Source organism: Pseudomonas sp. NPDC089408, assembly GCF_044749445.1.
Taxonomy (GTDB): Bacteria; Pseudomonadota; Gammaproteobacteria; order Pseudomonadales; family Pseudomonadaceae; genus Aquipseudomonas.
This window is the reverse complement of sequence record NZ_JBIVHY010000015.1, coordinates 77,477-102,029: the sequence shown is the minus strand read 5'-3', so window position 1 is coordinate 102,029 and position 24,553 is coordinate 77,477. Positions and strand designations below refer to the sequence as shown.

Here is a 24,553-nt window from a genome sequence, read left to right as displayed (position 1 = left end):
CTAGCTAGCGAAACGTGCCAGGTGCCCGCTGCAACAGAGGCCGGGCGGCGATCCGTTGGCGCTGCAGACTGTCACAGGTGAACACCTGGGGGCGCTCGATCAGGTAACCCTGGGCGTAGTCCACTCCTATTTCCTGCAGGGCCTGCTCGATCAAGGGTGTTTCGACAAACTCGGCGATGGTGCGCTTACCCATCACATGGCCGATGTGGTTGATGACCTCGACCATGGCCCGGTTGACCGGGTCATCGAGCATGTCCTTGACGAAACTGCCGTCGATCTTCAGGTAATCCACGGGCAAATGCTTGAGGTAGGCGAACGAGGACATGCCGGCGCAGAAATCATCGAGCGAGAAGCGGCAACCCAGGCCCTTCAGCTCATTGATGAAGCGGATGGCACTGCCCAGGTTGGCAATGGCACTGGTTTCGGTGATTTCGAAGCAGATCATCCGCGGCGGGATGGCGTACTCGATAAACAGCCGCTGCAGGTACTCAAGAAACTTGTCGTCACCAATGCTTGACCCCGACAGGTTGATGGCACAGATCGATAACGGCCCTTCACGCCCTTCGTCGAGGCACTGGCGGATGACCAGGAACACATTGCGCACCACCCAGCGGTCCAGCGCGGTCATCAGGCCGTAGCGCTCGGCCGCCGGAATGAAGCTGCTGGGCAGGATGGTACGGCCGCTTTCATCGTGCAGGCGCAGCAGGATTTCGATATGGCCCGGGCCTTCGAAGGTTTTCAGCGGGGCGATTTCCTGGGCGTACAGGCAGAAGCGGTTCTCTTCCAGGGCCACGTGCAAGCGCTGGATCCAGGCCATTTCGCCAAAGCGCATGGACAGTTCGCTGTCGTCGGCGTGGTACACCTGCACGCGGTTGCGGCCTTTTTCCTTGGCCATGTAGCAGGCCATGTCGGCGGCACGCAGCGAGGCCTCGAGGGTGCCGGGGGCCTGGGCCATGTGCACCAGGCCAACGCTGACAGTGGTCACGAACGGCCGGCCCTTCCACACGAAGTGCAGGCTCTGCACCATCTGGCGCAGTTGCTCGGCAATGCGCTCGGCCTGGTCGGGCGGGCAGCTTTCCAGCAGTACGCCAAATTCATCGCCGCCCAGCCGCGCCAGCGTGTCGCCTTCGCGCAGGCCGGACTGCAGCACGGCGCAGATGTGCCGCAACAGTTCGTCGCCGGCGGCGTGGCCACAAGTGTCGTTGACCAGCTTGAACTGGTCGAGGTCAAGGAACATCAGCGAGTGTCGCCCGGCCTGGCGTGCCAGCTCATTGAGCGCCTGCTCCAGGCGGTATTCGAACTCGCGGCGGTTGGCCAGCCCGGTCAGCGCATCGTGGGTGGCCTGCCAGGACAGGTTGGCGATGTATTGGCGCTCCTGGGTCATGTCGTGCAGCACCAGCACGATGCCGCTGACTTGGCCATCATTGACGATCGGCGACCCCACCAGGTTGATCGACACGGTGCTGCCGTCCAGGCGCTGGATAAGCCGGGCATGCTCGGCGCCGCCCTTGAGGCTGCCGCTGAGCACCTGTTCGACCAGGCTGCGACCGCCTTCCTCGACCTGCTCGTCAACCAGGCTGAACAGTGCCGACAGCGGCAAACCCTGGGCCTGGCCGGCCTGCCAGTGGGTCAGTTGCTCGGCGGCCGGGTTCATGTAGCCGATGTAGCCGTCGACGTCGGTGGTGATAACCGCATCGCCGATGGCCTGCAGGGTGATCTGTGCCCGCTCCTTTTCTGCCTGCAGGGCACTGGCAAAGGCCTGGCGCTGGGCCAGCAGCTTGCTGGAGCGGCGCCAGGCGATGGCAATCAGGAACATTGCCGTCAGCAGGTTGGTGATCAACAGCACCCGCAGCAACATGCGCGAACCTTCGCCCAGGGCATCACTGAAAGCCTTGGCCGCAGGCGTCACACCTTCATTGATGGTGACGATGCGGGCCTTCCAGTCGCTGATGGTGGCCGCATCCACCGGGCCACTGGTGAAGCGCTGGCGCATTTCGTCGGCCAGCACGTCCAGCTTGGCCAGGTAGTCGTCGCCGATGTCCCAGTAGTCGATGGCGGTCTGCATGTAGCTGACGTGGCGAAAGTTGCGATAGAACCAGATGATCCGCTCGACATCATCGGGGTGGTTGCCCCCTTGCAGCACCGCTTGGCGCGCGGTATCGAGGTCGGGGCTGGGCTGGTCGAGCACCTCGCGCACCTGATGGTCACCCTGCGGCACGGTAATGGCCTGGCGGTAGCGCTGGTAGGTGCTTTCGTCGCGGGTTTCGGCATACAGGTTGAGGTAGTAGATGGCGTCTTTCTGCGCCTTGGACCATAGGCTTTCGCCCGCCACATAGGCACGCACGGCCGAGAGCGTATAAAGGCTGAGGCTACCCAGTGCCACCTGGAAGACCACAACGGCGATGAAGGGCCAGGTAATACCGAGCAACTTTGGCGCTTCGAGTGTGCGATGTTCCTTCATGGAATCCCTGTCACAGAGCAGATAAGGCGCAAATCGACCCAGACAAGCACAGCGTAGGCCATTTGCCATCGCTGTGGAGGGGATTTTTATGACAGGTTCAACGCCATTTCTGATTCTGCCGCTGCGCTTTTTGTAGGAGCGGCCTTGTGTCGCGAAAGGGCCGCAAAGCGGCCCCGGGATTTTTGCATCAACGCTGGGATTCTGGGGCCGCTTTGCGGCCCATCGCGACGCAAGGCCGCTCCTACACAGAGCCTGATGGCCTGTAAGGCCTAGCTCTGCTGCAGATGCCCATAAAGCTTGGCATACAACCCACCCTCGGCAATCAGCTGCTGGTGGTCGCCGTCTTCGGCCACGTGGCCGCCATCGAACACCAGCACCCGGTCGGCCTGTTTCACCGCCGACAGGCGGTGGGCGATGATCAGTGTGGTGCGGCCGCTGAGAAAGCGCGCCAGGGCCTGGTGCAGGTTGTATTCGGTCGCGGCATCCAGGGCCGAGGTGGCTTCGTCAAGGATCACCACCTTGGGCTCGGCCAGCACCATGCGGGCAATGGCCAAGCGCTGGCGCTGGCCGCCGGACAAGCGCACGCCAGAGCGCCCCACCACGCTGTCCAGGCCCTGCGGCAAAGCGGCGATGGTAGCGTCCAGCTGGGCGATACGCAGCGCCTGCCAGCAGGCCTCGTCACTGCACTCGCGGCCCATGGTCAGGTTGGCGCGCACCGTGTCGTTGAACAACGACGGGTGCTGCAACACCACCGCGACGTTCTCGCGCAGGGTTTCCAGGCCGATTTCCTGCAAGCTGGCACCGCCAAAGCGAATGGTCCCGGCCTGGGCGCTGTACAAGCCCAGCAGCAGTTGCACCAAGGTACTCTTGCCGCCGCCGCTGGCCCCGACGATTGCCACCTTCTCGCCCGGGGCGATGGACAGGTCGAGGTGATCCAGCACCGGCTCGTCGGCATAGGCAAAACGCAGGTCACGCACATCGATGCCGACGGTCTCGCGGCCGGCGAACGGGTCGCTGGCGGCCGGGTACTGCGGTTCGTCGGCCCGCGCCAACAGCTCGTTGAGGCGGCTTAGCGCGCCGCCGGCGGCGTAGTAGGCGTATTGAAGGTTGAGCAGCTGCTCGACCGGGCCGATCATGAACCACAGGTAGCTGAACACCGCCAGCATCTGGCCGATCGACAGGTCGGAGAACAGCACGGTCAGCATCGCCGCGGCGCGGAAGATGTCGATGCCGAACTGGAACAGCAAACCACTGGCGCGGCCACTGGCATCGCTCTTCCATTGCGAGTCCACGGCATAATCGCGCACTTCGCGGGCACGCAGGCCGAGGCGGCCGAGGAAGTAACCCTGGCGGTTGCCGGCGCGGATCTCCTGAATGGCGTCGAGGGTTTCCGTCAGCGCCTGGGTAAAGCGTGACGTGCTGTCGTTCTCGAGCTTTTTCAGGTGTTTGACGCGTTTGCCTAGCTGCACGGTGAAGTAGATCACCAGTGGGTTGAACAGCAATATCAGCAAGGCCAGCTGCCAGTGCATCCAGATCAGGATGGCCGCCGTGCCGGTCAGGGTCAGCATGGCCACCAGGAAGCGGCTGAGGGTTTCGCCAACGAACTTGTCGAGGGTGTCCAGGTCGGTGACCAGGTGGGTCGTCACCGTGCCACTACCGAGGCTTTCGTATTCCTTCAGCGAAATACGCTTGAGCCGCTCGATCAGGCGGATGCGCAGGCGGTAGACGATATCTTTGGCCAGCCCGGCAAACAGCTTGGCTTGCACCACGTTGAAGGCCAGCGCCGCCAGGCGCAGGCACAGGGTCAGCGCCAGCATCAGGCCAATATAGCCGGCAGCCACCTGCCAGCCGGACGGCAGCAGGTGGTTCATCCACTTCAGCGCCGCATCGCCATGGCCAAGCAGCACTTCGTCCACCAGCAGCGGCAGCAACAGCGGAATGGGCACGCTGCAACAGGCTGCCAGCACGGCGATGAGGTTGGCGGACCAGAGGTTCTTCTTGTGGTGCAGTGCCAGGCGGCGGATTTCCGCCCAGCTCAGTCGATCGGCCGCAGTGTAGGGCTTGCCCGGTACCGGGTCGGGTGACCCCGGCACATCAAGCACAGGCGGCCTGCTGCAGCCAGCGGCCGAGCAAGGGTTGCAGGCGCTCCAGCGGCTGGTAGCCGTTGGTCAGCAAGGCCAGCTGGCCATTGCGTTCGGCCAGCAGGGTCGGGAAGCCGGCAATGCCGAGGTCCTGGGCCCAGGCGAAATCAGCAGCCGTACCGGCACGGGTATCGGCACGGGCAAAGCTTTCGGCAAACAGCCCACGGTCGAAGCCCGCCTGTTCAGCCAGCTCGACCAACTGCGGTGCAGTGGTCACATCCACGCCCTGCTCGTAGAAACCGCGCTGAATCAGCGCCAGCAGCGGCCAGACGCGCTCGGCGTCCAGTTCGCGGGCGGTCACCAAGGCGCGGCAGGCCGGCTCGGTGTCATAGACGAAGCCGTCGGGCATGGCCCCCTCGAAGCGGAACGGCTGGCCGGTAGCTTCGGCCACCGCCTGCCAGTGCTCGAGGATGTACTTACGGGTAGAGCTGTCCAGGGCGCTGCCGCCGGTACGCAACCCGCCCGGGACCACGCGGGTGGGCACGCCTGCCTCACGCGCCTGGGCGATCAGGGCCGCCGCCACTGGCGCAAAACCCCAGCACCAGGAGCACATCGGGTCCATCACATAGATCAGGCGTGCAGACATGCATCAGGCCTCGGCTTTGTAGTTGTAACCGATCGGGTGCGGCAGGTTGCGGGCCTTGGCCAGCTCGATCTGCTTCTGCCGGTCGATGGCGCTGCGCCGGGTCTTCTCGCTCAGGGTGTCCCAGCAATGCGGGCAGCTGACACCTGGCGAATAGTGCTCGGACGCGCGCTCCTCTGCATTGATCGGGTGGCGGCAGGCGTGGCACTGGTCGTACTCGCCTTCGCTCAGGTCATGGCGCACCGTGACGCGGTTGTCGAAGACGAAGCAGTCGCCGTCCCACAGGCTTTGTTCCTGAGGCACTTCTTCGAAGTATTTCAGGATGCCGCCCTTAAGATGATAGACCTCCTCGAAGCCCTCACCGAGCATATAGCTGGAGGCTTTTTCGCAACGAATGCCGCCGGTGCAGAACATGGCCACTTTCTTGTGCTTGCTGGGGTCGAAGTTGGCCTTGATGTAGTCGGGGAACTCGCGGAAGGTCTCGGTCTTGGGGTCGATGGCGCCCTTGAAGGTGCCGATGGCCACTTCGTAATCGTTGCGGGTGTCGATCAGCAGCACTTCCGGGTCGCTGATCAGGGCGTTCCAGTCCTTGGGCTCGACGTAGGTGCCGACCGCCTGGTTGGGGTCTACGCCCGGCACGCCGAGGGTGACGATCTCTTTCTTGAGCTTGACCTTGGTGCGGTAGAACGGCTGTTCGTCGCAGTACGACTCTTTATGGTCGACATCGACCAGGCGTGGGTCGTTGCGCAGCCAGGCCAGCAGGCCATCGATGCCTTCGCGGGTGGCTGACACGGTGCCGTTGATGCCCTCGTGGGCCAGCAGCAGGGTGCCTTTGACATCATTTTCGAGCATGGCCTTGAGCAGGGGCTCGCGCAGCTCGATGTAGTCTTCCAGGGTGACGAATTTGTACAGCGCCGCGACGACGATGGCTTGGGACATGAAGCAGGTTCTCCAGGTGGTCGCCCTCGTAAGGGGCGGACCGGGTTTGACAGGTGTAGAAAAAGCATGGGGGCGCCTTGCGCCCCTTTCGCGACACAAGGCCGCTCCTACAGGAGAATGCACAACCCGATGGCGGGTGCGATCCCCTGTAGGAGCGGCCTTGTGTCGCGAAAGGGCCGCAAAGCGGCCCCCGGATTTTGCAGGATTCTACCAGAACAACAGCAAGGTTTCAGTGCCCGCCGCCCGCGCACACCGGCGAGGCCGGTGCAACGCCGACCTTGGCCCACTCTTCGGCGGTGTAAGTATGAATGGCCAGGGCGTGGATCTGGCCCATCAGCTCGCCCATGGTGGCGTACACCTTCTGGTGGCGCTTGACGCTGTTCAACCCGGCAAACTGCTCGCAGACGATCACTGCCTTGTAGTGGGTCTCCTGACCACGACTGTGCATGTGGCTTTCGTTGAGCACTTCCAGGTGTTGCGGCGCCAGGGCGGCCAACTGCTGTTCAATACGCTGTTGCATGGTCATTGCGGCGTACTCACTTCTTCGCCGGGGCGGCGGCCTTGCCTGCGTTCGGGTCCAGCTCCTTGGTCATGTCTTCCAGCAGCTTGTTCACCACCGGTACGGCTGGCTCCAGGCTCTGCTGGGTCAGCTGAGCCGACTGCTGGGTGACCTTGGGCATTTCACGCAGTACTTTCTTGCCCAGCGGCGACTCGTAGAACTTGACCAGGTCCTTCAGCTCCTGCTCGGTGAAGGTCTGGGTGTACAGGTCGACCATCTTCGGCTTCAGCTTGTTCCAGCCGATGGCGTTGTCCAGCGCCGCGTTGGCCTTGGCCTGGTAGCCTTCCAGGACCGGCTGCTTGCTGGCCGGGGCCTTGGTCTGGGCGAAGCGCTGGGCGAACATCTGCTGCACTTGCATGTACACCGGGGTGCCCAGCTTGTCGGCGTTGGCCAGGGTCAGGAATTTCTCGGCAGCAGCGTTGTGGCTGGCGGTGGCAGCGAGTACCTGGCCGCTGGCGCAAACCAGGGCAACGGCGGCACAGAGGACACGGAGACGGGTCATTGCATTTCCTTCAACAAGAGGGAGGCGGGTACCTCAGAGTAGAGCATTCTGCGCCGTGGTGGCGGTGTGCTCAAGTGGCACGACGAGCGACGGAACCGCTTGGTCGAATCAGGGCCTAAACTGCGAATTCGAACTACACAGGAGTGAGTACAGAATGAGCCGTATCGAGACAGACAGCCTGGGCCCGGTCGAAGTTCCGGAGGACGCCTACTGGGGTGCGCAGACCCAGCGTTCGCTGATCAACTTCGCCATTGGCAAGGAACGCATGCCCCTCGCGGTACTGCACGCCCTGGCGCTGATCAAGAAGGCCGCAGCGCGCGTCAACGACCGCAACGGCGACCTGCCGGCCGACATCGCCCGGCTGATCGAACAAGCCGCCGACGAAGTGCTGGCTGGCCGGCACGATGATCAGTTCCCGCTGGTCGTCTGGCAGACCGGCAGCGGCACCCAAAGCAACATGAACGTCAACGAGGTGATTGCCGGGCGCGCCAACGAGCTGGCCGGCAAGGGCCGTGGCGGCAAGGCCCCCGTGCACCCCAACGACCACGTCAACCGCTCGCAAAGCTCCAACGACTGCTTCCCGACGGCCATGCACATTGCCGCAGCCCAGGCGGTACATGACAAGCTGCTGCCGGCCATCGCCGAGCTGTCGGCAGGGCTGGCCGAGCTGTCGGCGCGCCACAACAAACTGGTCAAAACCGGCCGCACGCACATGATGGACGCCACGCCGATCACCTTCGGCCAGGAGGTATCAGCCTTCGTCGCCCAGCTCGACTACGCCCAGCGCGCCATCCGCGCCACCCTGCCGGCGGTGTGTGAACTGGCCCAGGGCGGCACGGCCGTCGGTACCGGGCTGAACGCCCCGCATGGCTTTGCCGAAGCCATTGCTGCCGAGCTGGCGGCGGAGTCCGGCCTGCCGTTCGTCACCGCGCCGAACAAGTTCGCCGCCCTCGCCGGCCACGAACCGCTGACCAGCCTGGCGGGCGCCCTGAAAACCCTGGCCGTGGCCCTGATGAAAATTGCCAACGACCTGCGCTTGCTGGGTTCCGGCCCGCGCGCGGGGCTGGCCGAAGTGCGCCTGCCGGCCAACGAGCCGGGCAGCTCGATCATGCCGGGCAAGGTCAACCCGACCCAGTGCGAGGCACTGTCGATGCTGGCCTGCCAGGTGCTGGGCAACGATGCGGCGATCGGCTTTGCCGCCAGCCAGGGGCATTTGCAACTGAACGTATTCAAGCCGGTGATCATTCACAACCTGCTGCAGTCAGTCGAGTTGCTGGCCGATGGTTGCCGCAACTTCCAGCAGCATTGCGTGGCGGGTATCGAGCCGGACGCCGAACAGATGGCCGCGCACCTGGAGCGTGGGTTGATGCTGGTGACGGCGCTGAACCCGCATATTGGCTATGACAAAGCTGCGGAGATTGCCAAGAAGGCCTACGGCGAGGGCAAGACCCTGCGGGAGGCGGCATTGGAGTTGAAGTATTTGACCAATGAGCAGTTCGACCAGTGGGTGAGGCCGGAGAACATGCTGGCGCCGGGGGGCAAGGGCTGAGTGGTCTGTAGCCTGTGCTGGCCTCTTCGCGGGTAAACCCGCTCCTACATGGCCCCCACAATATTCAGCCTTGTGGGGTCCATGTAGGAGCGGGTTCACCCGCGAAAGGGCCGGGACAGGCGATCAGTGAACCTGCGCCAGCCGCGCCTTGCGCGCCCGCCACCCGGCCACCAGCGACGGCCCCAGCGCTACCAGCGCCGAACCGAACACCACGGTCACCGCGCCCAGGTAACCCAGGGCATTGATGTCCTCGGCATGCACATACTCCGGCCACACCATGGCCGCAAGCGCCACCGCGACAAAGGTCACCAGCGGGGTCAGCGCCAGCGTGGCACTCACTCGCGATGCCTCCCAGTGCGCCAGCGCCTCGGCAAACGCGCCGTACGCCACTAGGGTATTCAGGCAGCAGGCCAGCAACAGCCAGCCCTGCACCGGGGTCAGCTGCAATGCCTCCAGCGGGTGTACCCAGGGCGTCAGCAACGCAGCGCAGCTGAGGTAGATCACCATCATCACCTGTTGCGAATGCCATACCGTCAGCAACTGCTTCTGGCTCAGGGCGTAGAACACCCAGATGCTGGTGGCCAGCAAGATGGTCAGTACACCAGTGGTGTAGGTGCCCAACGAGGTCAGCAGCTCTTCCAGGCGCTGGTTGAAGAACAGGCCAAACCCGGCCAGCAGCACCAGCAGGCCCATGCCCTGCCCAAGGCTGAAGGGTTCGCGGAACACGAACACGCTGGCTACCAGTAGCAGCACCGGGCCGATCTGCACCACCAGTTGCGCAGTGCCGGGGCTGAGCAAGTTGAGGCCGATCAGGTACAGCACGTAGTTGCCCATCAGGCCGAGCACCGCAACTGCAACCAGCGCCTTGCCCTTGGGTGCCAGCTTGCGCATCGACGGCAAACGCCGCTGGGACGCCAGCCAGGCGAACAGCAGGCCACCGGACACCAGCAGGCGGTACCAGGTAACGGTGATCGGGTCGACCACTTGCAACACCTGCTTGAGCTTGATCGGCAGGATGCCCCAGAGCAGCGCTGTCAGAAGAGCCAGAAACAGGCCATAGCCCCAGCGGCCGGAAGTGGTGTGCATAAAGTCCTCGATCAAGCCCGTGGTGGGGGTGGTTCAATTCTACGGGGTTAGAGGATGGGGGCGGTGGAGAGTGCCGAGAAAAGAATTCATCAGGTCATTCTTTTGGGGCATGGCTGGTGCTTGCCTTGAGATGTTGGGTGCCTGTGAGATCGAGCGCCGCCAGGTGTTCACCGAAACATTTTCAGCGCCGGTGAGATCGAGCGCCGCCCGCGCGGCGCTTCGCGGCTAAAGCCGCTCCTACGTTTGTTTCGGGCCAGTCTGTCCTGTGCCTGGCGCGCGCGACCGCCTTGTTTGTACGACGCGATATCGAGGCGTGCGCCAAGGCGTTCGCGCGCAAATCCCACAGGCATAATTGGCCCGAAACAAACGTAGGAGCGGCTTTAGCCGCGAAGCGCCGCGCGGGCGGCGCTCGATCTCATAGGCGCAAAAGCTCTCAAACACTGCCCCGGCTATTTCTTGTCCTTGGCAAACGCCGCCTCAAGCGCCTTGTTGATGGTGCGCAGCACTTTCACCCGGGCCCAGCGCTTGTCATTGGCCTCCACCAGCGTCCACGGCGCAATCTCGCTGCTGGTGCGGTCGACCATGTCGCCCACCGCCTGTACGTAGTCGTCCCACTTGTCGCGGTTGCGCCAGTCATCCTCGGTGATCTTGTAGCGCTTGAACGGGATCTGTTCGCGCTCCTCGAAGCGCTCCAGCTGGGTCTGCTGGTCAATCGCCAGCCAGAACTTGACCACGACCACGCCGGCATTCACCAGCTGTTCTTCAAAGTCGTTGATTTCGCTGTAAGCGCGCATCCAGTCGGCCGGGGTGCAGAAGCCTTCCACCCGCTCCACCAGCACCCGGCCATACCAGGAGCGGTCGAAGATGGTGAATTTGCCGCGCGCCGGAATGTGCCGCCAGAACCGCCACAGGTAAGGCTGCGCGCGCTCTTCTTCAGTGGGCGCGGCAATTGGCACGATGCGGTACTGGCGCGGATCCAGCGCGGCTGCCACACGGCGGATGGCGCCACCCTTGCCGGCGGCGTCGTTGCCTTCGAACACCGCTACCAGCGCGTGGCGGCGCATGTGCTTGTCGCGCAGCAGGCCGGCCAGGCGCGCCTGTTCGGTTACCAGTTGCTCCTGGTAATCGGACTTGTCCAGGCGCAGGGTCATGTCCAGCGCACCGAGCAGGCTGCGGTCATCAATGCTGCGGCCCAGCGGGGCGACGTTGCCCTGGTGCTTGCCCTTGGGGTTATTGGCCAGCGCGGCCTGCAGGCTTTCCAGCAGGATGCGCCCCACTGCCAGGCTGCGGTAGTTCGGGTCGACCCCTTCGACGATATGCCACGGCGCATAGTCGCGGCTGGTGCGGCGCAGCACGCGTTCGCCAAAGCGCACGAAACGGTCGTAGGTTTCTGACTGCTGCCAGTCCAGCGGGCTGATCTTCCAGCTGTGCAGCGGGTCGTCCTTCAGCGATTTCAGGCGCGCCTTCATCTGCTTCTTGGACAGGTGGAACCAGAACTTGATGATCAGCGCGCCTTCGTCGCACAGCATCTGCTCCAGGCGTTCGGCGCCGGTGATGGCCTGGTCGAGCACGGCATCCTTGAACACCCCGTGCACCCGCCCCTGCAGCATCTGGCTGTACCAGTTGCCGAAGAACACACCCATGCGCCCCTTCGGTGGCAAGGCCCGCCAGTAGCGCCAGGCCGGCGGGCGGGCCAGCTCCTCGTCGGTTTGCTGGTCGAAGGTGAGCACATCGATCATGCGCGGGTCCATCCACTCGTTGAGCAGCTTTACCGTCTCACCCTTGCCGGCGCCTTCGATACCGTTGATCAGCACGATCACCGGGAAGCGCGCCTGTTGCTTGAGTTCGTACTGGGCTTCGAGCAGGGCCTCGCGTAAGGCGGGTACCTCGGCGTCGTAAGCCTCCTTGTCGATGCTGTGGCCGATTTCGGCGGATTCGAACATGCACTGGCTCCTTCAATGGATAAGCAAGACTAGCGGAATTCGAAGCTGCAAGCTGCAAGCTGCAAGCTGCAAGCTGCAAGCTGCAAGCTGCAAGAAAATGCAAGCCATGCCACCATCTGCTTTTTCTTGCAGCTTAAAGCTTGCAGCTTGCAGCTTGCAGCTCATCTCCCAGTGAAACCAGCCATGCCTGAATCCACCCTCCTCCAGCACGCCCAGATCGACTGGGACGACCAGGGCCGCCCCCATTCGCGGCAGTACGACGACGTCTATTTCGCGGTCAACGAAGGCATCGAAGAAACCAAGCACGTGTTCCTCGGCCAGACCCGCCTGGCCGAGCGCTTTGCCGACCTGGCGCCGCACACCTGCCTGGTGATCGGCGAAACCGGCTTTGGCACCGGCATGAACTTCTTCTGCGCCTGGCAGCTGTTCGAACAGCATGCGCACGCTGAGGCCCGCCTGCATTTCGTCAGCGTCGAAAAGTACCCCCTCGGCCACGCCGACATGGCCCGCGCCGTGCGCCTGTGGCCTGAACTTGGCGCCTACACCGAGCCACTGCTGGCGCAGTACGTGGCCGTACACCCGGGCTTTCAGCAGTTCACCTTCGCCGAGGGCAGGGTCACCCTCACCCTGCTGATCGGCGATGTGCTGGAACAGCTGCCGCAACTGGATGCGCAGATCGATGTGTGGTTCCTTGACGGCTTCGCCCCGGCCAAGAACCCCGACATGTGGACCCCAGCGCTGTTCGCCCAGTTGGCGCGCTTGTCTCACGCCGGCACGGTACTGGGTACGTTCACCACCACCGGCTGGGTACGCCGCAGCCTGGTCGACGCCGGCTTTGCCATGAAGAAGGTGCCAGGCATCGGCAAGAAGTGGGAAGTCATGAGTGGCGCCTACGTCGGCGCCCTGCCCGGCCCCGCCGCCCCTTGGTACGCCCGCCCGCCTGCCGCACCGGGGCCGCGCGAGGCATTGGTGATCGGTGCCGGGCTGGCGGGCTGCACCAGCGCCGCCAGCCTGGCCCGGCGTGGCTGGCAAGTGACCGTGCTTGAACGCCACCCGGCACCGGCGCAGGAAGCCTCGGGTAACCCGCAGGGGGTGCTGTACCTCAAGCTTTCGGCCCACGGCACGGCGCTGTCGCAGATGATCCTGTCCGGGTTCGGCTACACCCGGCGCCAGCTGGAGCGCCTGCAGCGCGGCCGTGACTGGGATGCCTGCGGCGTGCTGCAGCTGGCTTTCGACAGCAAGGAAGCCGAGCGCCAGGGCAAGCTGGCTGCCGCCTTCGATTACGACCTGCTGCATACATTGGCGCGCAGCGAGGCCGAAGCCATCGCCGGGGTGGCTTTGCCGGCTGGCGGGCTGTTCTACCCCGAAGGTGGCTGGGTGCACCCGCCCGCGCTGTGCCAGCAGCAGTTGCAGCACCCGCGTATCCGGCGGGCGATGCATCAGGAAGTCATCGAGCTGCGCAAGGTCGATGAACAGTGGCAGGCCTGGGCGGGCGAGCGCCTGCTGGCCAGCGCGCCGGTGGTGGTGCTGGCCGGTGCTGCCGAGGTGCGCCGGTTTGAAGCCTGTGCGGAGCTGCCGCTCAAGCGCATCCGCGGGCAGATCACGCGCTTGCCGGCCACCGCCAGCAGCCGGGCGTTACGCACCGTGGTGTGCGCAGAGGGCTATGTGGCACCGCCGCGTGGTGATGAACATACCCTGGGCGCGAGTTTTGATTTTCACCGTGAAGACCTGGCGCCGACGGTGGCCGAACACCAGGGCAACCTGGCGTTGCTGGAGGAGATTTCTACGGATCTGGCCCAGCGCCTGGATGCGGCTGAGCTGGACCCTGAGCAGTTGCAAGGGCGTGCGGCGTTCCGCTGTACCAGCCCGGATTACTTGCCGATCGTCGGGCCGGTGGCGAATGGGCAGGCGTTTGCCGAGGCGTATGCGGTGCTGGCGCGCGATGCGCGGCAAGTGCCAGAGGTGGCCTGCCCTTGGCTGGACGGCTTGTATGTGAACAGCGGGCATGGCTCGCGCGGGTTGATCACGGCGCCGTTGAGTGGCGAGCTGGTGGCGGCCTGGGTGTGCGGGGAGCCGTTGCCGTTGCCTAGGGCGGTGGCGGAGGCTTGCCATCCGAACAGGTTTGGGTTGCGGCGGTTGATTCGGGGGAAGTGATTGCTTCGGGGCATGTCGTTGAATTTATTGCGCTTGTGAGATCGAGCGCCGCCCGCGCGGCGCTTCGCGGGGCAAGCCCGCTCCCACATCTGTTTCGGGCCAGTTCATCCTGTGAGGACACCGCTGTCCGCTTTGTTTGTTCCCTTTAATATTGGCTGCGACGCTGCTCTTCATCAATCTTCTGACATGCACCCAGGGTGCGAGTGCGGTGGTAGCAGGAAAAACTGGCCCGAAACAGATGTGGGAGCGGGCTTGCCCCGCGAAGCGCCGCGCGGGCGGCGCTCGATCTCACCGACAACAAAAAAACCAAGACAAGCACCTGGCAGCACCATCACTTAATCCAAGACAATCACCTGCCCACCTCATATAACAGATTGTTCTAAAACTCTCACAAAGCACACAGGTCAGTTCCTTAAGGTGCCCTAATCCGGGGCATCACCTCCCCAACGGAAAAACCGGTAAGGACTTATGTGCGGATTAGCAGGAGAGTTGCGTTTCACCCCCATCAATCAAGCCCCTCGCCCAGCCGACCTGGCTGCGGTAGAGCGCATCACCCATCACCTGGCCCCGCGTGGCCCGGATGCCTGGGGCTTCCATAGCCAGGGGCCGATTGCCCTCGGTCATCGGCGCCTGAAAATCATGGACCTGTCCGACGGCTCGGCGCAGCCGATGGTCGACAACACCCTGGGCTTGTCACTGGCGTTCAACGGCGCCATCTACAACTTCCCCGAGCTGCGCCAGGAGCTGCAGGGCCTGGGCTACCAATTCTGGTCCGACGGCGACACCGAAGTGCTGCTCAAGGGCTACCATGCCTGGGGCGCGGCATTGCTGCCCAAGCTCAACGGCATGTTCGCCCTGGCCATCTGGGAGCGCGACAACCAGCGCCTGTTCCTGGCCCGCGACCGCCTTGGCGTCAAGCCGCTGTACCTGTCGCGTAACGGCGAGCGCCTGCGCTTTGCTTCGACCCTGCCAGCGCTGCTCAAGGGCGGCGACATCGACCCGATGCTCGACCCGGTAGCACTCAACCATTACCTGAACTTCCACGCCGTGGTGCCGGCCCCGCGCACCCTGCTGGCCAACGTGCAAAAGCTGGAGCCTGGCACCTGGATGCGCATCGACCGCCACGGCGAAGTGGAACGCCAGACCTGGTGGCAGCTGAAATACGGCGCCAACCCCGACGAGCGTGAACTGGACCTGGAAGGCTGGACCACCCGTGTGCTCGATGCCACCCGCGACGCCGTGGCCATCCGCCAACGCGCGGCCGTCGATGTTGGCGTGCTGTTGTCCGGCGGCGTCGACTCCAGCCTGCTGGTCGGCCTGCTGCGCGAAGTGGGCGTGGACGACCTGTCGACGTTCTCCATCGGTTTTGAAGATGCCGGTGGCGAGCGCGGCGATGAGTTCCAGTACTCTGACCTGATCGCCAAGCACTACGGCACCCGCCACCACCAGTTGCGCATTGCCGAACATGAAATCATCGACCAGCTGCCGGCGGCGTTCCGCGCCATGAGCGAGCCGATGGTCAGCCATGACTGCATCGCCTTCTACCTGCTGTCGCGGGAAGTGGCCAAGCACTGCAAGGGCGTGCAGAGCGGCCAGGGTGCCGACGAGTTGTTTGCCGGCTACCACTGGTACCCACAGGTGGACGGCGCCGACGATGCCTTTGGCGCCTACCGCGATGCCTTCTTCGACCGCAGCCATGCCGAGTACCGCGACACCGTGCAGGCGCCATGGCTGCTGGAAACCGACGCCGCTGGCGACTTCGTCCGTGAGCACTTTGCCCGCCCCGGCGCACCGGACGCGGTGGACAAGGCCCTGCGCCTGGACAGCACGGTGATGCTGGTCGACGACCCGGTCAAGCGGGTGGACAACATGACCATGGCCTGGGGCCTGGAGGCGCGCACGCCGTTCCTCGATTACCGCCTGGTGGAACTGTCGGCGCGCATCCCGGCACGTTTCAAGCTGCCCGATGGCGGCAAGCAGGTGCTCAAGCAGGCGGCGCGGCGGGTGATCCCGCATGAAGTGATCGACCGCAAGAAGGGCTACTTCCCGGTACCGGGCCTGAAACACCTGGAAGGGGCCACCCTGGGTTGGGTGCGTGAACTGCTGACCGACCCTAGCCAGGACCGTGGGCTGTTCAACCCGGCCATGATCGACCGCTTGCTCAGCAACCCGCACGGCCAGCTGACGCCGCTGCGTGGCTCCAAGCTGTGGCAGCTGGCGGCACTTAACCTTTGGCTGAGCGAACAAGGACTCTGACCCCTGATGAAAGCCCACGAAACTGCTTACGGTCAGCGCCTGCTGCGCGGCCAGGCGCCGTCCTACGAGCGCCTGCAGGCACGCCTGGCGGGCGACGGTAGCCAGCCTCACGACCAGCCGCGTGCCGTGCACTGCGGCTGGGGCCGGCTGCTGATCGGCCATACCTATGCCGACCCGGCCACGCTGGCCGCCGACCTGCTGGATGAATGCCCGGGCGAGCGCGATATTGCCCTGTACGTGGCTGCACCGCAGCAGGTGCTGGCGCAGGCGCCGCAGCAACTGTTCCTCGACCCCTCCGATACGCTGCGCCTGTGGTTTACCGACTACCGCCCGGCGCAACGGGTATTTCGCGGCTTCCGTGTGCGACGGGCGCAGAACCCGGCCGACTGGCAGGCCATCAACACGCTTTATCAGGTGCGTGGCATGCTGCCGGTCGATGCCGACCTGCTGACACCGCGCCATTTGGGTGGCCCGGTGTACTGGTTGGCAGAAGACGAGGATACCGGCGCCGTGATTGGCAGCGTGATGGGCCTGAACCATTGCAAGGCGTTCGATGACCCCGAGCACGGCAGCAGCCTGTGGTGCCTGGCAGTGGACCCGCACTGCACCCGCCCTGGCGTCGGTGAAGTGCTGGTGCGGCACCTGATCGAGCACTTCATGAGCCGTGGCCTGGCCTACCTCGACCTGTCGGTGCTGCACGACAACCGGCAGGCCAAGCGCCTGTACCAGAAGCTGGGCTTTCGCAACCTGCCCACCTTTGCAGTCAAGCGCAAGAATGTCATCAACGAGCAACTGTTCCTCGGGCCCGGGCCACAGGCCGACCTCAACCCCTACGCGCGGATCATCGTCGACGAGGCCCTGCGCCGCGGCATTGAAGTGCATGTCGATGACGCCGTCGGCGGCCTGTTCACCCTGAGCCTGGGCGGGCGGCGCATTCGTTGCCGTGAATCGCTCAGCGACCTGACCAGCGCCGTCACCATGACCCTGTGCCAGGACAAGCGCCTGACCCAACATGCCCTGCTCAACGCCGGGCTGCAGGTGCCGGCGCAGCAACTGGCCGGCAATGCCGACGACAACCTGGCGTTTCTCGACGAGCATGGCGCGGTGGTGGTCAAGCCGGTCGATGGCGAGCAAGGTCAAGGCGTGGCGGTGAACCTGACCTGCATTGACGAAATTACCCAGGCGGTTGCCCATGCACGCCAGTTCGACAGCCGCGTATTGCTGGAAAGCTTCCACGCCGGGCATGACCTGCGCATCGTGGTAATCGGCTATGAGGTGGTGGCTGCCGCCATTCGTCACCCGGCGCAGGTACTGGGCGACGGCAAGCATAGCGTGCGCCAGTTGATCGAAGCCCAGAGCCGGCGGCGCCAGGCTGCTACCGGTGGCGAAAGCCGCATTCCGCTGGATGACGAAACCGAGCGCACCTTGCGGGTGGCCGGCTTTGCCTATGACGACGTGTTGCCTGCCGGCCAGCGCCTGGCCGTGCGGCGTACCGCCAACCTGCACACCGGCGGCACCCTCGAAGATGTCACCGCACGCCTGCACCCGGTGCTGGCCGACGCGGCCGTGCGCGCTGCGCGGGCGCTGGAAATTCCCGTGGTGGGCCTGGACTTCATGGTGCGCGATGCCGAGCAACCGGAGTACGTGATCATCGAAGCCAACGAACGTGCCGGCCTGGCCAACCACGAACCGCAGCCCACGGCCGAGCGCTTTATCGACCTGCTGTTTCCGCATAGCCGGCCTTTGGCGTAAACCAGTGCCGGCCTCTTCGCGGCTAAAGCCGCTCCTACAGGGATATCACCGGCCCTGAGGGCTGCATATTACTTGTAGGAGCGGCTTTAGCCGCGAAGAGGCCGGCACAGGAGCAAGGAGTCCCCAACCATGTCCGAACGTCACCCCGAACCCGATCTCGACTACCTCAAACGCGTACTGCTGGAAATGCTCGCCATCCCCAGCCCCACCGGCTTCACCGACACCATCGTGCGCTACGTGGCCGAACGCCTGGACGAGCTGGGCATCCCTTTCGAGCTCACCCGTCGCGGCACCATCCGCGCCACGCTCAAGGGCCGGCAAACCTCGCCCGACCGCGCGGTGTCCGCCCACCTCGACACCATCGGCGCCAGCGTGCGCCAGTTGCAGGACAACGGCCGCCTGGCGCTGGCACCGGTCGGCTGCTGGTCCAGCCGCTTCGCCGAAGGCAGCCGGGTCAGCGTGTTCACCGACACCGGCGTGTTCCGTGGCAGCGTGCTGCCGCTGATGGCCAGCGGGCATGCCTTCAACACCGCCATCGATCAGATGCCGGTCAGCTGGGAACACGTGGAAGTGCGCCTGGACGCCTACTGCGCCACCCGCGCCGACTGCGAAGCACTGGGTGTCAGCATTGGTGATTTCGTCGCCTTCGACCCGCTGCCCGAGTTCACCGAAAGCGGCCATATCAGTGCCCGCCATCTGGACGACAAGGCCGGCGTAGCGGCGCTGCTGGCCGCGCTGAAAGCCGTGGTGGAGAGTGGTCGCCAACCGCTGATCGACTGCCACCCGCTGTTCACCATTACCGAGGAGACCGGCTCCGGGGCAGCGGGTGCCCTGCCCTGGGATGTCAGCGAGTTCGTCGGCATCGACATTGCCCCGGTAGCACCCGGGCAGGCCTCCAGCGAGCACGCGGTGAGCGTGGCCATGCAGGACTCGTCAGGGCCGTACGACTACCACCTGTCCCGGCATTTGCTGAAACTGGCCGGCGAGCACGACCTGCCGGTGCGACGCGACCTGTTCCGCTATTACTTCAGCGATGCCCATTCGGCAGTGACCGCGGGGCATGATATTCGCACGGCGCTGGTGGCGTTTGGCTGCGATGCCACCCATGGCTACGAGCGCACCCATATCGACAGCCTGGCGGCGTTGAGCCGGTTGCTGTCGGCATACCTGCTGAGCCCACCGGTGTTTGCCAGTGATTCGCAGCCGGCCAATACTTCGTTGGAGCGGTTCAGCCATCAGCTGGAGCATGATGCGCAGATGGAGAGCGATACCCGGGTGCCCGCGGTGGATAGCCTGGTGGGTAACAAGGTTTGAGGGCCTGGGGGCTGCTTTGCAGCCTGTGGGAGCGGCGGTGCGGCGATCCGACTTGTCCCGCGAACACCGGCGGAGCCGGTGCCATAAATCGCGCAGCCCCCTTCGCGGGACAAGCCCGCTCCCACAGCGGCCCCAAATTCCTGAATGTTTCGCGTAGCATGCCCACACCTACTACCCAGACACCACCACCATGCTGATCCCCTACGACCAACTGCAAGCCGAAACCCTGACCCGCCTGATCGAAGACTTCGTCACCCGCGACGGCACCGACAACGGCGACGACACCCCACTGGAAACCCGTGTGCTGCGGGTGCGCCAGGCATTGGCCAAGGGCCAGGCGTTCATCCTGTTCGACCCGGAGAGCCAGCAGTGCCAGTTGTTGGCCAAGCATGATGTGCCGCGCGAGTTGCTCGATTGACAGGGCCGGCCTCTTCGCGGGTTTACTCGCGAAGAGGCCGGTACAGGCAACATCAGCCTTTGCCTTGCTTGGCCTCCTTGATGCGCTTGTACACCTCCGCCCGGTGCACCGGTACCTTGCGCGGGGCATCGACACCAAAGCGCACTACCCCGTCCCGGGTCTCCACCACCATGATCCGGATGTCATCGCCAATGACAATGACCTCGCCCACTTCACGCCCTATCACCAGCATGCTCCGTTCCTCCTGTACAAGGTAAAACCGGAGCCTGCCTCGTAGGCATTCGGCTACTCAATAGCTCCCCTACGATTCAGAAGGGCCCTACATTTTTGGGTAATTTCTCCTACAGACCATTTACCGCGATTGAGCTTTGGTGCGCATTTTCGCCGCCATTTCGGCCATTTCGTCATACAGCCGCTCCGGTGCCTGACGCTTCAGCTCCCAGGCCTGGCGACCGGCCTCATGGGGCAGGATCAGGAACTCGCCGGCAGCGACCTGGCGGTGGATGTAATCGGCGATGTCGGCGGCGCTGATCGGCGAGCCTTCCAGCAACTTGCCCACCTGCGCCTTCATCGCCGGGTTCGGCCCGCGGAACGAGTCCAGCAGGTTGGTCTGGAAGAACGACGGGCACACCACATGCACCGCCACCTCCTGCTGGCGCAGCTCGACCAGCAGGCTCTCCGACAGGGCCAGCACGCCGGCCTTGGCCACGTTGTAGTTGCTCATGCCCGGCCCCTGCATCAGTGCGGCCATCGAGGCGACATTGATGATGCGCCCCTTGCTGCGCTCCAGCAGCGGCAAGAAGGCCTTGCAGCCCTTGACCACGCCCATCAGGTTGACCGCGATCTGCCAGTCCCAGTCTTCAAGCGACAGCTCGGCAAAGAAGCCGCCCGAGGCGACACCGGCGTTGTTGACGATCACGTCGATGCCACCGAACTGCTCGGTGCAGGCCTGCGCCAGGGCGGTGAGCTGGCTGTAGTCGCGCACGTCGCAGCGCTGAATGAAGCCCTCGCCGCCTGCGCCGCGGGCCAGCTCCAGGGTTTCGCGCAGGCCGTTTTCGTTGACATCGGCCAGCGCCAGGCGCCAGCCCTCACGCGCCCAGCGCAGGGCGATCTCGCGACCGAGGCCGGACCCGGCGCCGGTGATCATGATGCGGTTTTGCATGGTGGCTGGCCTTGTTTTGATGGCTGTTGCGAGGAGTCTAAACAAGGGGGCGGGGGGTGGCAGGGTTCATCAGGGTAGTGAATGGGGGGGCATGGATATGTGGTTAACCTGTGCGGGCCTCTTCGCGGGTAAACCCGCTCCTACAAAGGTTGGCGACGGCCTTGATGGCAGCGCTGTCCGTTGTAGGAGCGGGTTTACCCGCGAAGAGGCCCGCACAGGCAACACCCAAATGGAATCTTTCACAAACCGCAATGGTCCGATTTTACAAGAGGCCAGCAGTCCGAGGCCCTTGACCCTCAACCACGCAAGGATTCCGTCATGACCACGATTCTGATCATCATCCTGATCCTCCTGCTGATTGGTGGCTTACCGGTCTTCCCGCACTCGCGCAGCTGGGGCTATGGCCCGTCCGGCATCGTCGGCGTGGTGCTGGTAGTACTGCTGGTGTTGTTACTGTTAGGCATGATCTAGCCCCGCAAACATAAAAAAACCGCGCCAAGGCGCGGTTTTTTATTACCTGATGGATCAGTGCGAAACAGCGCCCGATGCCCCCAGGCCGGTCTGCGAACGCACGAATTGCGGGAAGAACAACGCGCGCTCGTCTTCAGCCGCCTTGGACTTGTCGGTCACCGAGAAGAACCAGATGCTGACGAAGGCAATCGCCATCGAGAACAGCGCCGGGTACTCGTACGGGTAGATCGGTTTTTCGTGGCCCAGGATCTGTACCCAGATGGTCGGGCCGAGAATCATCAGCGTCACCGCACTCACCAGGCCCAGCCAGCCGCCGATCATGGCGCCGCGGGTGGTCAGTTTCTTCCAGTACATGGAAAGCAGCAGTACCGGGAAGTTGCAGCTGGCAGCGATGGAGAATGCCAGGCCGACCATGAAGGCGATGTTCTGCTTCTCGAACAGGATACCCAGGCCGATCGCCAGCACACCCAACGCGACGGTGGTGATCTTCGATACGCGGATCTCGTCCTTGTCGTTGGCCTTGCCTTTGCGCCAGACGCTGGCGTACAGGTCGTGGGACACCGCCGAGGCACCGGCCAGGGTCAGGCCGGCAACCACCGCCAGGATGGTGGCGAAGGCCACTGCCGAGATGAAGCCGAGGAACACACTGCCACCCACGGCATTGGCCAGGTGCACCGCTGCCATGTTGTTGCCGCCCAGCAGGGCGCCGGCGGCGTCCTTGAAGTCCGGGTTGGTGCTGACCAGCAGGATGGCGCCAAAGCCGATGATGAAGGTGAGGATGTAGAAGTAGCCGATGAAGCCGGTGGCGTACAGCACGCTCTTGCGGGCTTCCTTGGCGTCACTGACAGTGAAGAAGCGCATGAGGATGTGTGGCAGGCCAGCGGTACCGAACATCAGCGCCAGGCCCAGCGAGAATGCCGAGATCGGGTCCTTGACCAGGCCGCCCGGGCTCATGATCGCTTCGCCCTTGGCATGCACCTTGATCGCTTCGGAGAACAGCGTGTTGAAGTCGAAGCCCACGTGCTTCATGACCATCAGGGCCATGAAGCTGGCACCGGACAGCAACAGCACGGCCTTGATGATTTGTACCCAGGTAGTGGCCAGCATGCCGCCGAACAGCACGTACAGGCACATCAGGATACCCACCAGGATCACCGCCACGTGGTAGTCCAGGCCGAACAGCAGCTCGATCAGCTTGCCAGCACCGACCATCTGCGCGATCAGGTAGAACGCCACCACCACCAGCGAACCGGAGGCCGACAGGGTACGGATTTCCTTTTGCCCGAGGCGGTACGAGGCCACGTCGGCGAAGGTGTACTTGCCCAGGTTGCGCAGGCGTTCGGCAATCAGGAAGAGGATGATCGGCCAGCCGACCAGGAAGCCGATCGAGTAGATCAGGCCGTCATAGCCAGAGGTGAACACCAGCGCGGAAATACCCAGGAACGAGGCGGCCGACATGTAGTCGCCGGCAATCGCCAAGCCGTTCTGGAAGCCGGTGATCTTGCCGCCGGCGGCGTAGTAGTCCGCCGCCGACTTGTTGCGTTTGGAGGCCCAGTAGGTAATGCCCAGGGTGAAGGCGACGAAGGCCACGAACATGGCGATCGCAGCAACGTTCAGCGGCTGTTTCTGCACCTCGCCGGTCAGGGCATCGGCGGCCCACACGGCGGGTGCAAAGACTCCGCAGGCCAGAACGGCCAGGGTTTTGGCGTGGCGAATCATTGTTGCGCCTCCTTCAGGATGGCCTTGTTCAGCTCATCGAATTCACCGTTGGCGCGGCGTACGTAGATGGCGGTCAGGACGAATGCCGAGATGATCAGGCCGACGCCCAGGGGAATGCCCCAGGTGATCGACGACTCAGGGCTGAGCTTGGCGCCCAGTATCTGAGGACCGTAGGCAATAAGGAGGATGAAGGCGCAGTACAGGCCGAGCATGATCGCCGAGAGAATCCAGGCGAACCGTTCGCGTTTGGTAACCAGCTCCTTGAAGCGGGGGCTGTTTTGTATCGAGAGGTAAATGCTGTCGTTCATTGTTTTTGTCCTAGCAGCACAGGTAGGGGATGGTACCCACACCCTTACTTTATGCTGCCGATGGACGCCAACCAGACGACCTTAGTCTTAGATGCAACGGTGTTTTACCGAATCGGTAAAAAAGCGGGGGCCGCTGCGCGGCCCATCGCGACACAAGGCCGCTCCCACAGGGGACCGCATACACCTGTAGGAGCGGCCTTGTGTCGCGATGGGCTGCAAAGCAGCCCCAGGGATTCCAGCGCTTACTTGCCAGTCCACTCCTTCACGCGGTCAGGGTGCTTGGCCACCCAATCCTTGGCCGCCGCTTCAGGCTTGGCCCCTTCCTGAATCGCCAGCATCACCTCGCCAATCTCGTCTTTGGACTGCCAGTTGAACTTCTTCAGGAACTCCGCCACTTCCGGCGCCTTGGTTGCCAGTTCCTTGCTGCCGATACTGTTCACGGTTTCCGCCGCGCCATACACGCCTTTCGGGTCTTCGAGGAACTTCAGCTTCCACTTGGCGAACATCCAGTGCGGCACCCAGCCGGTCACTGCAATCGACTGCTGCTTGGCATAGGCACGGCCCAGCTCTGCGGTCATCGCCGCGCCAGAACTGGCCTGCAGCTTGTAACCGCTCAGGTCGTAGTCCTTGATTGCCTGATCGGTCTTGATCATCACGCCGGAACCGGCGTCGATGCCGACAATCTTCTGCTTGAAGCTGCTGTCGGTCTTGAGGTCGGCGATGCTCACCGCCTTGACGTACTCAGGCACAATCAGGCCGATCTTGGCGTCCTTGAAGTTCGGGCCGTAGTCGACCACGTTGTCCTTGTTCTTGGCCCAGTACTCGCCATGGGTTACCGGCAACCAGGCCGACAACATGGCATCGAGCTTGCCGGTCGCCACACCCTGCCACATGATCCCGGTGGCCACGGCCTGCAACTTCACGTCGTAGCCGAGTTTCTGCTTGATCACTTCGGCAGCCACGTTGGTGGTCGCCACACTGTCGGCCCAACCATCCACGTAGCCAATACTGACTTCTTTGGCCATTGCCTGTGCTGCGCTCATTCCCAGTACCAGGGCGGTGCCTACACCCAGGAAACGTCGCATTTTTTTCAAAGTTGCCATCAAAGCATCCCCTCGTCAGGTCTTGGAGATTGCATCATCTTCCTGCCACACCGGGCGACCTGATCCAACTGCGACCTGTACCCGCCCCATATGCGACAGCACTGTGCCATTAGCGCCATCGGCCTGCAGTGGC

General features: G+C 63.8%; 20 protein-coding genes. 7 read left to right on the top strand and 13 right to left on the bottom strand.

All coding sequences use genetic code 11. From position 1 onward, the window contains the following. Positions 1–4 precede the first annotated feature (4 nt). From ACIP02_RS21480 to ACIP02_RS21455, 6 genes are all read right to left on the bottom strand, one after another. The gene (locus ACIP02_RS21480; protein WP_400620260.1) at positions 5–2,461 is read right to left on the bottom strand and encodes an EAL domain-containing protein; all 2,457 of its coding nucleotides are present in this window, start codon (positions 2,459–2,461) and stop codon (positions 5–7) included. A gap of 269 nt (positions 2,462–2,730) precedes the next feature. Then, entirely contained in the window at positions 2,731–4,563 is a 1,833-nt protein-coding gene (locus tag ACIP02_RS21475) for an ABC transporter ATP-binding protein (RefSeq protein WP_400620257.1), read from the bottom strand. Continuing rightward, on the bottom strand, positions 4,556–5,188 hold the full coding sequence (locus ACIP02_RS21470) for a DsbA family protein (RefSeq protein WP_400620255.1): 633 nt from the start codon (positions 5,186–5,188) through the stop codon (positions 4,556–4,558). Before ACIP02_RS21470 ends, ACIP02_RS21475 begins: the two co-directional genes overlap by 8 nt. Positions 5,189–5,191: 3 nt before the next feature. Further along, a complete protein-coding gene (locus ACIP02_RS21465; RefSeq protein ID WP_400620253.1) occupies positions 5,192–6,124 on the bottom strand; it encodes a rhodanese-related sulfurtransferase in 933 nt (310 codons plus the stop codon). A 229-nt stretch (positions 6,125–6,353) separates the two neighbouring features. After that, positions 6,354–6,650 carry a BolA family transcriptional regulator gene (locus ACIP02_RS21460; RefSeq protein ID WP_201206732.1) on the bottom strand — a complete coding sequence of 99 codons (297 nt, stop codon included), beginning with the start codon at positions 6,648–6,650 and terminating at the stop codon, positions 6,354–6,356. A 10-nt stretch (positions 6,651–6,660) separates the two neighbouring features. After that, on the bottom strand, positions 6,661–7,185 hold the full coding sequence (locus tag ACIP02_RS21455; protein WP_201206730.1) for a DUF2059 domain-containing protein: 525 nt from the start codon (positions 7,183–7,185) through the stop codon (positions 6,661–6,663). A 154-nt stretch (positions 7,186–7,339) separates the two neighbouring features. Here ACIP02_RS21455 and ACIP02_RS21450 point away from each other — a divergent pair, with 154 nt between their 5' ends. Further along, positions 7,340–8,734: a class II fumarate hydratase gene (locus ACIP02_RS21450; protein WP_400620249.1), complete on the top strand. Its 1,395-nt coding sequence runs from the start codon at positions 7,340–7,342 to the stop codon at positions 8,732–8,734. Between the two features lie 123 nt (positions 8,735–8,857). Here ACIP02_RS21450 and ACIP02_RS21445 read toward each other — a convergent pair whose 3' ends face one another. Together ACIP02_RS21445 and pap are read right to left on the bottom strand one after the other, a co-directional pair. After that, the gene (locus ACIP02_RS21445; RefSeq protein ID WP_400620246.1) at positions 8,858–9,820 is read right to left on the bottom strand and encodes a DMT family transporter; all 963 of its coding nucleotides are present in this window, start codon (positions 9,818–9,820) and stop codon (positions 8,858–8,860) included. 449 nt (positions 9,821–10,269) lie between these two features. Further along, on the bottom strand, positions 10,270–11,763 hold the full coding sequence (gene pap, locus ACIP02_RS21440; protein ID WP_400620243.1) for a polyphosphate:AMP phosphotransferase: 1,494 nt from the start codon (positions 11,761–11,763) through the stop codon (positions 10,270–10,272). Between the two features lie 183 nt (positions 11,764–11,946). Between pap and mnmC the strand changes: the two genes are divergently transcribed. The 5 genes from mnmC (at position 11,947) to ACIP02_RS21415 (ending at position 19,657) form a co-directional block, all read left to right on the top strand. Then, positions 11,947–13,917 carry a bifunctional tRNA (5-methylaminomethyl-2-thiouridine)(34)-methyltransferase MnmD/FAD-dependent 5-carboxymethylaminomethyl-2-thiouridine(34) oxidoreductase MnmC gene (gene mnmC, locus ACIP02_RS21435; RefSeq protein WP_400620240.1) on the top strand — a complete coding sequence of 657 codons (1,971 nt, stop codon included), beginning with the start codon at positions 11,947–11,949 and terminating at the stop codon, positions 13,915–13,917. A gap of 468 nt (positions 13,918–14,385) precedes the next feature. Next, positions 14,386–16,173, top strand: coding sequence for an N-acetylglutaminylglutamine amidotransferase (locus ACIP02_RS21430; RefSeq protein ID WP_400620237.1), 1,788 nt, complete (start codon positions 14,386–14,388; stop codon positions 16,171–16,173). 6 nt (positions 16,174–16,179) lie between these two features. Beyond that, on the top strand, positions 16,180–17,925 hold the full coding sequence (ngg, locus tag ACIP02_RS21425) for an N-acetylglutaminylglutamine synthetase (RefSeq protein ID WP_400620233.1): 1,746 nt from the start codon (positions 16,180–16,182) through the stop codon (positions 17,923–17,925). A 129-nt stretch (positions 17,926–18,054) separates the two neighbouring features. After that, positions 18,055–19,239, top strand: coding sequence for an osmoprotectant NAGGN system M42 family peptidase (locus ACIP02_RS21420; RefSeq protein WP_400620230.1), 1,185 nt, complete (start codon positions 18,055–18,057; stop codon positions 19,237–19,239). A gap of 190 nt (positions 19,240–19,429) precedes the next feature. Further along, the gene (locus ACIP02_RS21415) at positions 19,430–19,657 is read left to right on the top strand and encodes a YheU family protein (RefSeq protein ID WP_013971435.1); all 228 of its coding nucleotides are present in this window, start codon (positions 19,430–19,432) and stop codon (positions 19,655–19,657) included. 52 nt (positions 19,658–19,709) lie between these two features. Here ACIP02_RS21415 and csrA read toward each other — a convergent pair whose 3' ends face one another. Together csrA and ACIP02_RS21405 are read right to left on the bottom strand one after the other, a co-directional pair. Continuing rightward, the gene (gene csrA, locus ACIP02_RS21410) at positions 19,710–19,889 is read right to left on the bottom strand and encodes a carbon storage regulator CsrA (protein WP_400620227.1); all 180 of its coding nucleotides are present in this window, start codon (positions 19,887–19,889) and stop codon (positions 19,710–19,712) included. Positions 19,890–20,009: 120 nt separating this feature from the next. Continuing rightward, positions 20,010–20,819, bottom strand: coding sequence for an SDR family oxidoreductase (locus tag ACIP02_RS21405; RefSeq protein WP_400620224.1), 810 nt, complete (start codon positions 20,817–20,819; stop codon positions 20,010–20,012). Between the two features lie 318 nt (positions 20,820–21,137). Here ACIP02_RS21405 and ACIP02_RS21400 point away from each other — a divergent pair, with 318 nt between their 5' ends. Continuing rightward, positions 21,138–21,290, top strand: coding sequence for a DUF3309 family protein (locus ACIP02_RS21400; RefSeq protein ID WP_254481028.1), 153 nt, complete (start codon positions 21,138–21,140; stop codon positions 21,288–21,290). A gap of 54 nt (positions 21,291–21,344) precedes the next feature. Here the strand turns inward: ACIP02_RS21400 and ACIP02_RS21395 are convergent, their stop codons facing one another. The 3 genes from ACIP02_RS21395 to ACIP02_RS21385 form a co-directional block, all read right to left on the bottom strand. Next, positions 21,345–23,009: a cation acetate symporter gene (locus ACIP02_RS21395; RefSeq protein WP_400620220.1), complete on the bottom strand. Its 1,665-nt coding sequence runs from the start codon at positions 23,007–23,009 to the stop codon at positions 21,345–21,347. Further along, positions 23,006–23,317, bottom strand: a complete 312-nt coding sequence (locus tag ACIP02_RS21390; protein ID WP_201204745.1) for a DUF485 domain-containing protein — start codon at positions 23,315–23,317, stop codon at positions 23,006–23,008. Before ACIP02_RS21390 ends, ACIP02_RS21395 begins: the two co-directional genes overlap by 4 nt. 242 nt (positions 23,318–23,559) lie before the next feature. Further along, entirely contained in the window at positions 23,560–24,420 is an 861-nt protein-coding gene (locus ACIP02_RS21385; RefSeq protein WP_201204746.1) for a glycine betaine ABC transporter substrate-binding protein, read from the bottom strand. Positions 24,421–24,553 lie beyond the last annotated feature (133 nt).

Bases quoted from the DNA above. Each gene is read 5' to 3' on its own strand.
- ACIP02_RS21480 (WP_400620260.1), bottom strand. From the start codon at position 2,461: ATGAAGGAACATCGCACACTCGAAGCGCCAAAGTTGCTCGGTATTACC.
- ACIP02_RS21470 (WP_400620255.1), bottom strand. From the start codon at position 5,188: ATGTCTGCACGCCTGATCTATGTGATGGACCCGATGTGCTCCTGGTGC.
- ACIP02_RS21465 (WP_400620253.1), bottom strand. From the start codon at position 6,124: ATGTCCCAAGCCATCGTCGTCGCGGCGCTGTACAAATTCGTCACCCTG.
- ACIP02_RS21460 (WP_201206732.1), bottom strand. From the start codon at position 6,650: ATGACCATGCAACAGCGTATTGAACAGCAGTTGGCCGCCCTGGCGCCG.
- ACIP02_RS21455 (WP_201206730.1), bottom strand. From the start codon at position 7,185: ATGACCCGTCTCCGTGTCCTCTGTGCCGCCGTTGCCCTGGTTTGCGCC.
- ACIP02_RS21450 (WP_400620249.1), top strand. From the start codon at position 7,340: ATGAGCCGTATCGAGACAGACAGCCTGGGCCCGGTCGAAGTTCCGGAG.
- ACIP02_RS21445 (WP_400620246.1), bottom strand. From the start codon at position 9,820: ATGCACACCACTTCCGGCCGCTGGGGCTATGGCCTGTTTCTGGCTCTT.
- pap (WP_400620243.1), bottom strand. From the start codon at position 11,763: ATGTTCGAATCCGCCGAAATCGGCCACAGCATCGACAAGGAGGCTTAC.
- mnmC (WP_400620240.1), top strand. From the start codon at position 11,947: ATGCCTGAATCCACCCTCCTCCAGCACGCCCAGATCGACTGGGACGAC.
- ACIP02_RS21430 (WP_400620237.1), top strand. From the start codon at position 14,386: ATGTGCGGATTAGCAGGAGAGTTGCGTTTCACCCCCATCAATCAAGCC.
- ngg (WP_400620233.1), top strand. From the start codon at position 16,180: ATGAAAGCCCACGAAACTGCTTACGGTCAGCGCCTGCTGCGCGGCCAG.
- ACIP02_RS21420 (WP_400620230.1), top strand. From the start codon at position 18,055: ATGTCCGAACGTCACCCCGAACCCGATCTCGACTACCTCAAACGCGTA.
- ACIP02_RS21415 (WP_013971435.1), top strand. From the start codon at position 19,430: ATGCTGATCCCCTACGACCAACTGCAAGCCGAAACCCTGACCCGCCTG.
- csrA (WP_400620227.1), bottom strand. From the start codon at position 19,889: ATGCTGGTGATAGGGCGTGAAGTGGGCGAGGTCATTGTCATTGGCGAT.
- ACIP02_RS21405 (WP_400620224.1), bottom strand. From the start codon at position 20,819: ATGCAAAACCGCATCATGATCACCGGCGCCGGGTCCGGCCTCGGTCGC.
- ACIP02_RS21400 (WP_254481028.1), top strand. From the start codon at position 21,138: ATGACCACGATTCTGATCATCATCCTGATCCTCCTGCTGATTGGTGGC.
- ACIP02_RS21395 (WP_400620220.1), bottom strand. From the start codon at position 23,009: ATGATTCGCCACGCCAAAACCCTGGCCGTTCTGGCCTGCGGAGTCTTT.
- ACIP02_RS21390 (WP_201204745.1), bottom strand. From the start codon at position 23,317: ATGAACGACAGCATTTACCTCTCGATACAAAACAGCCCCCGCTTCAAG.
- ACIP02_RS21385 (WP_201204746.1), bottom strand. From the start codon at position 24,420: ATGGCAACTTTGAAAAAAATGCGACGTTTCCTGGGTGTAGGCACCGCC.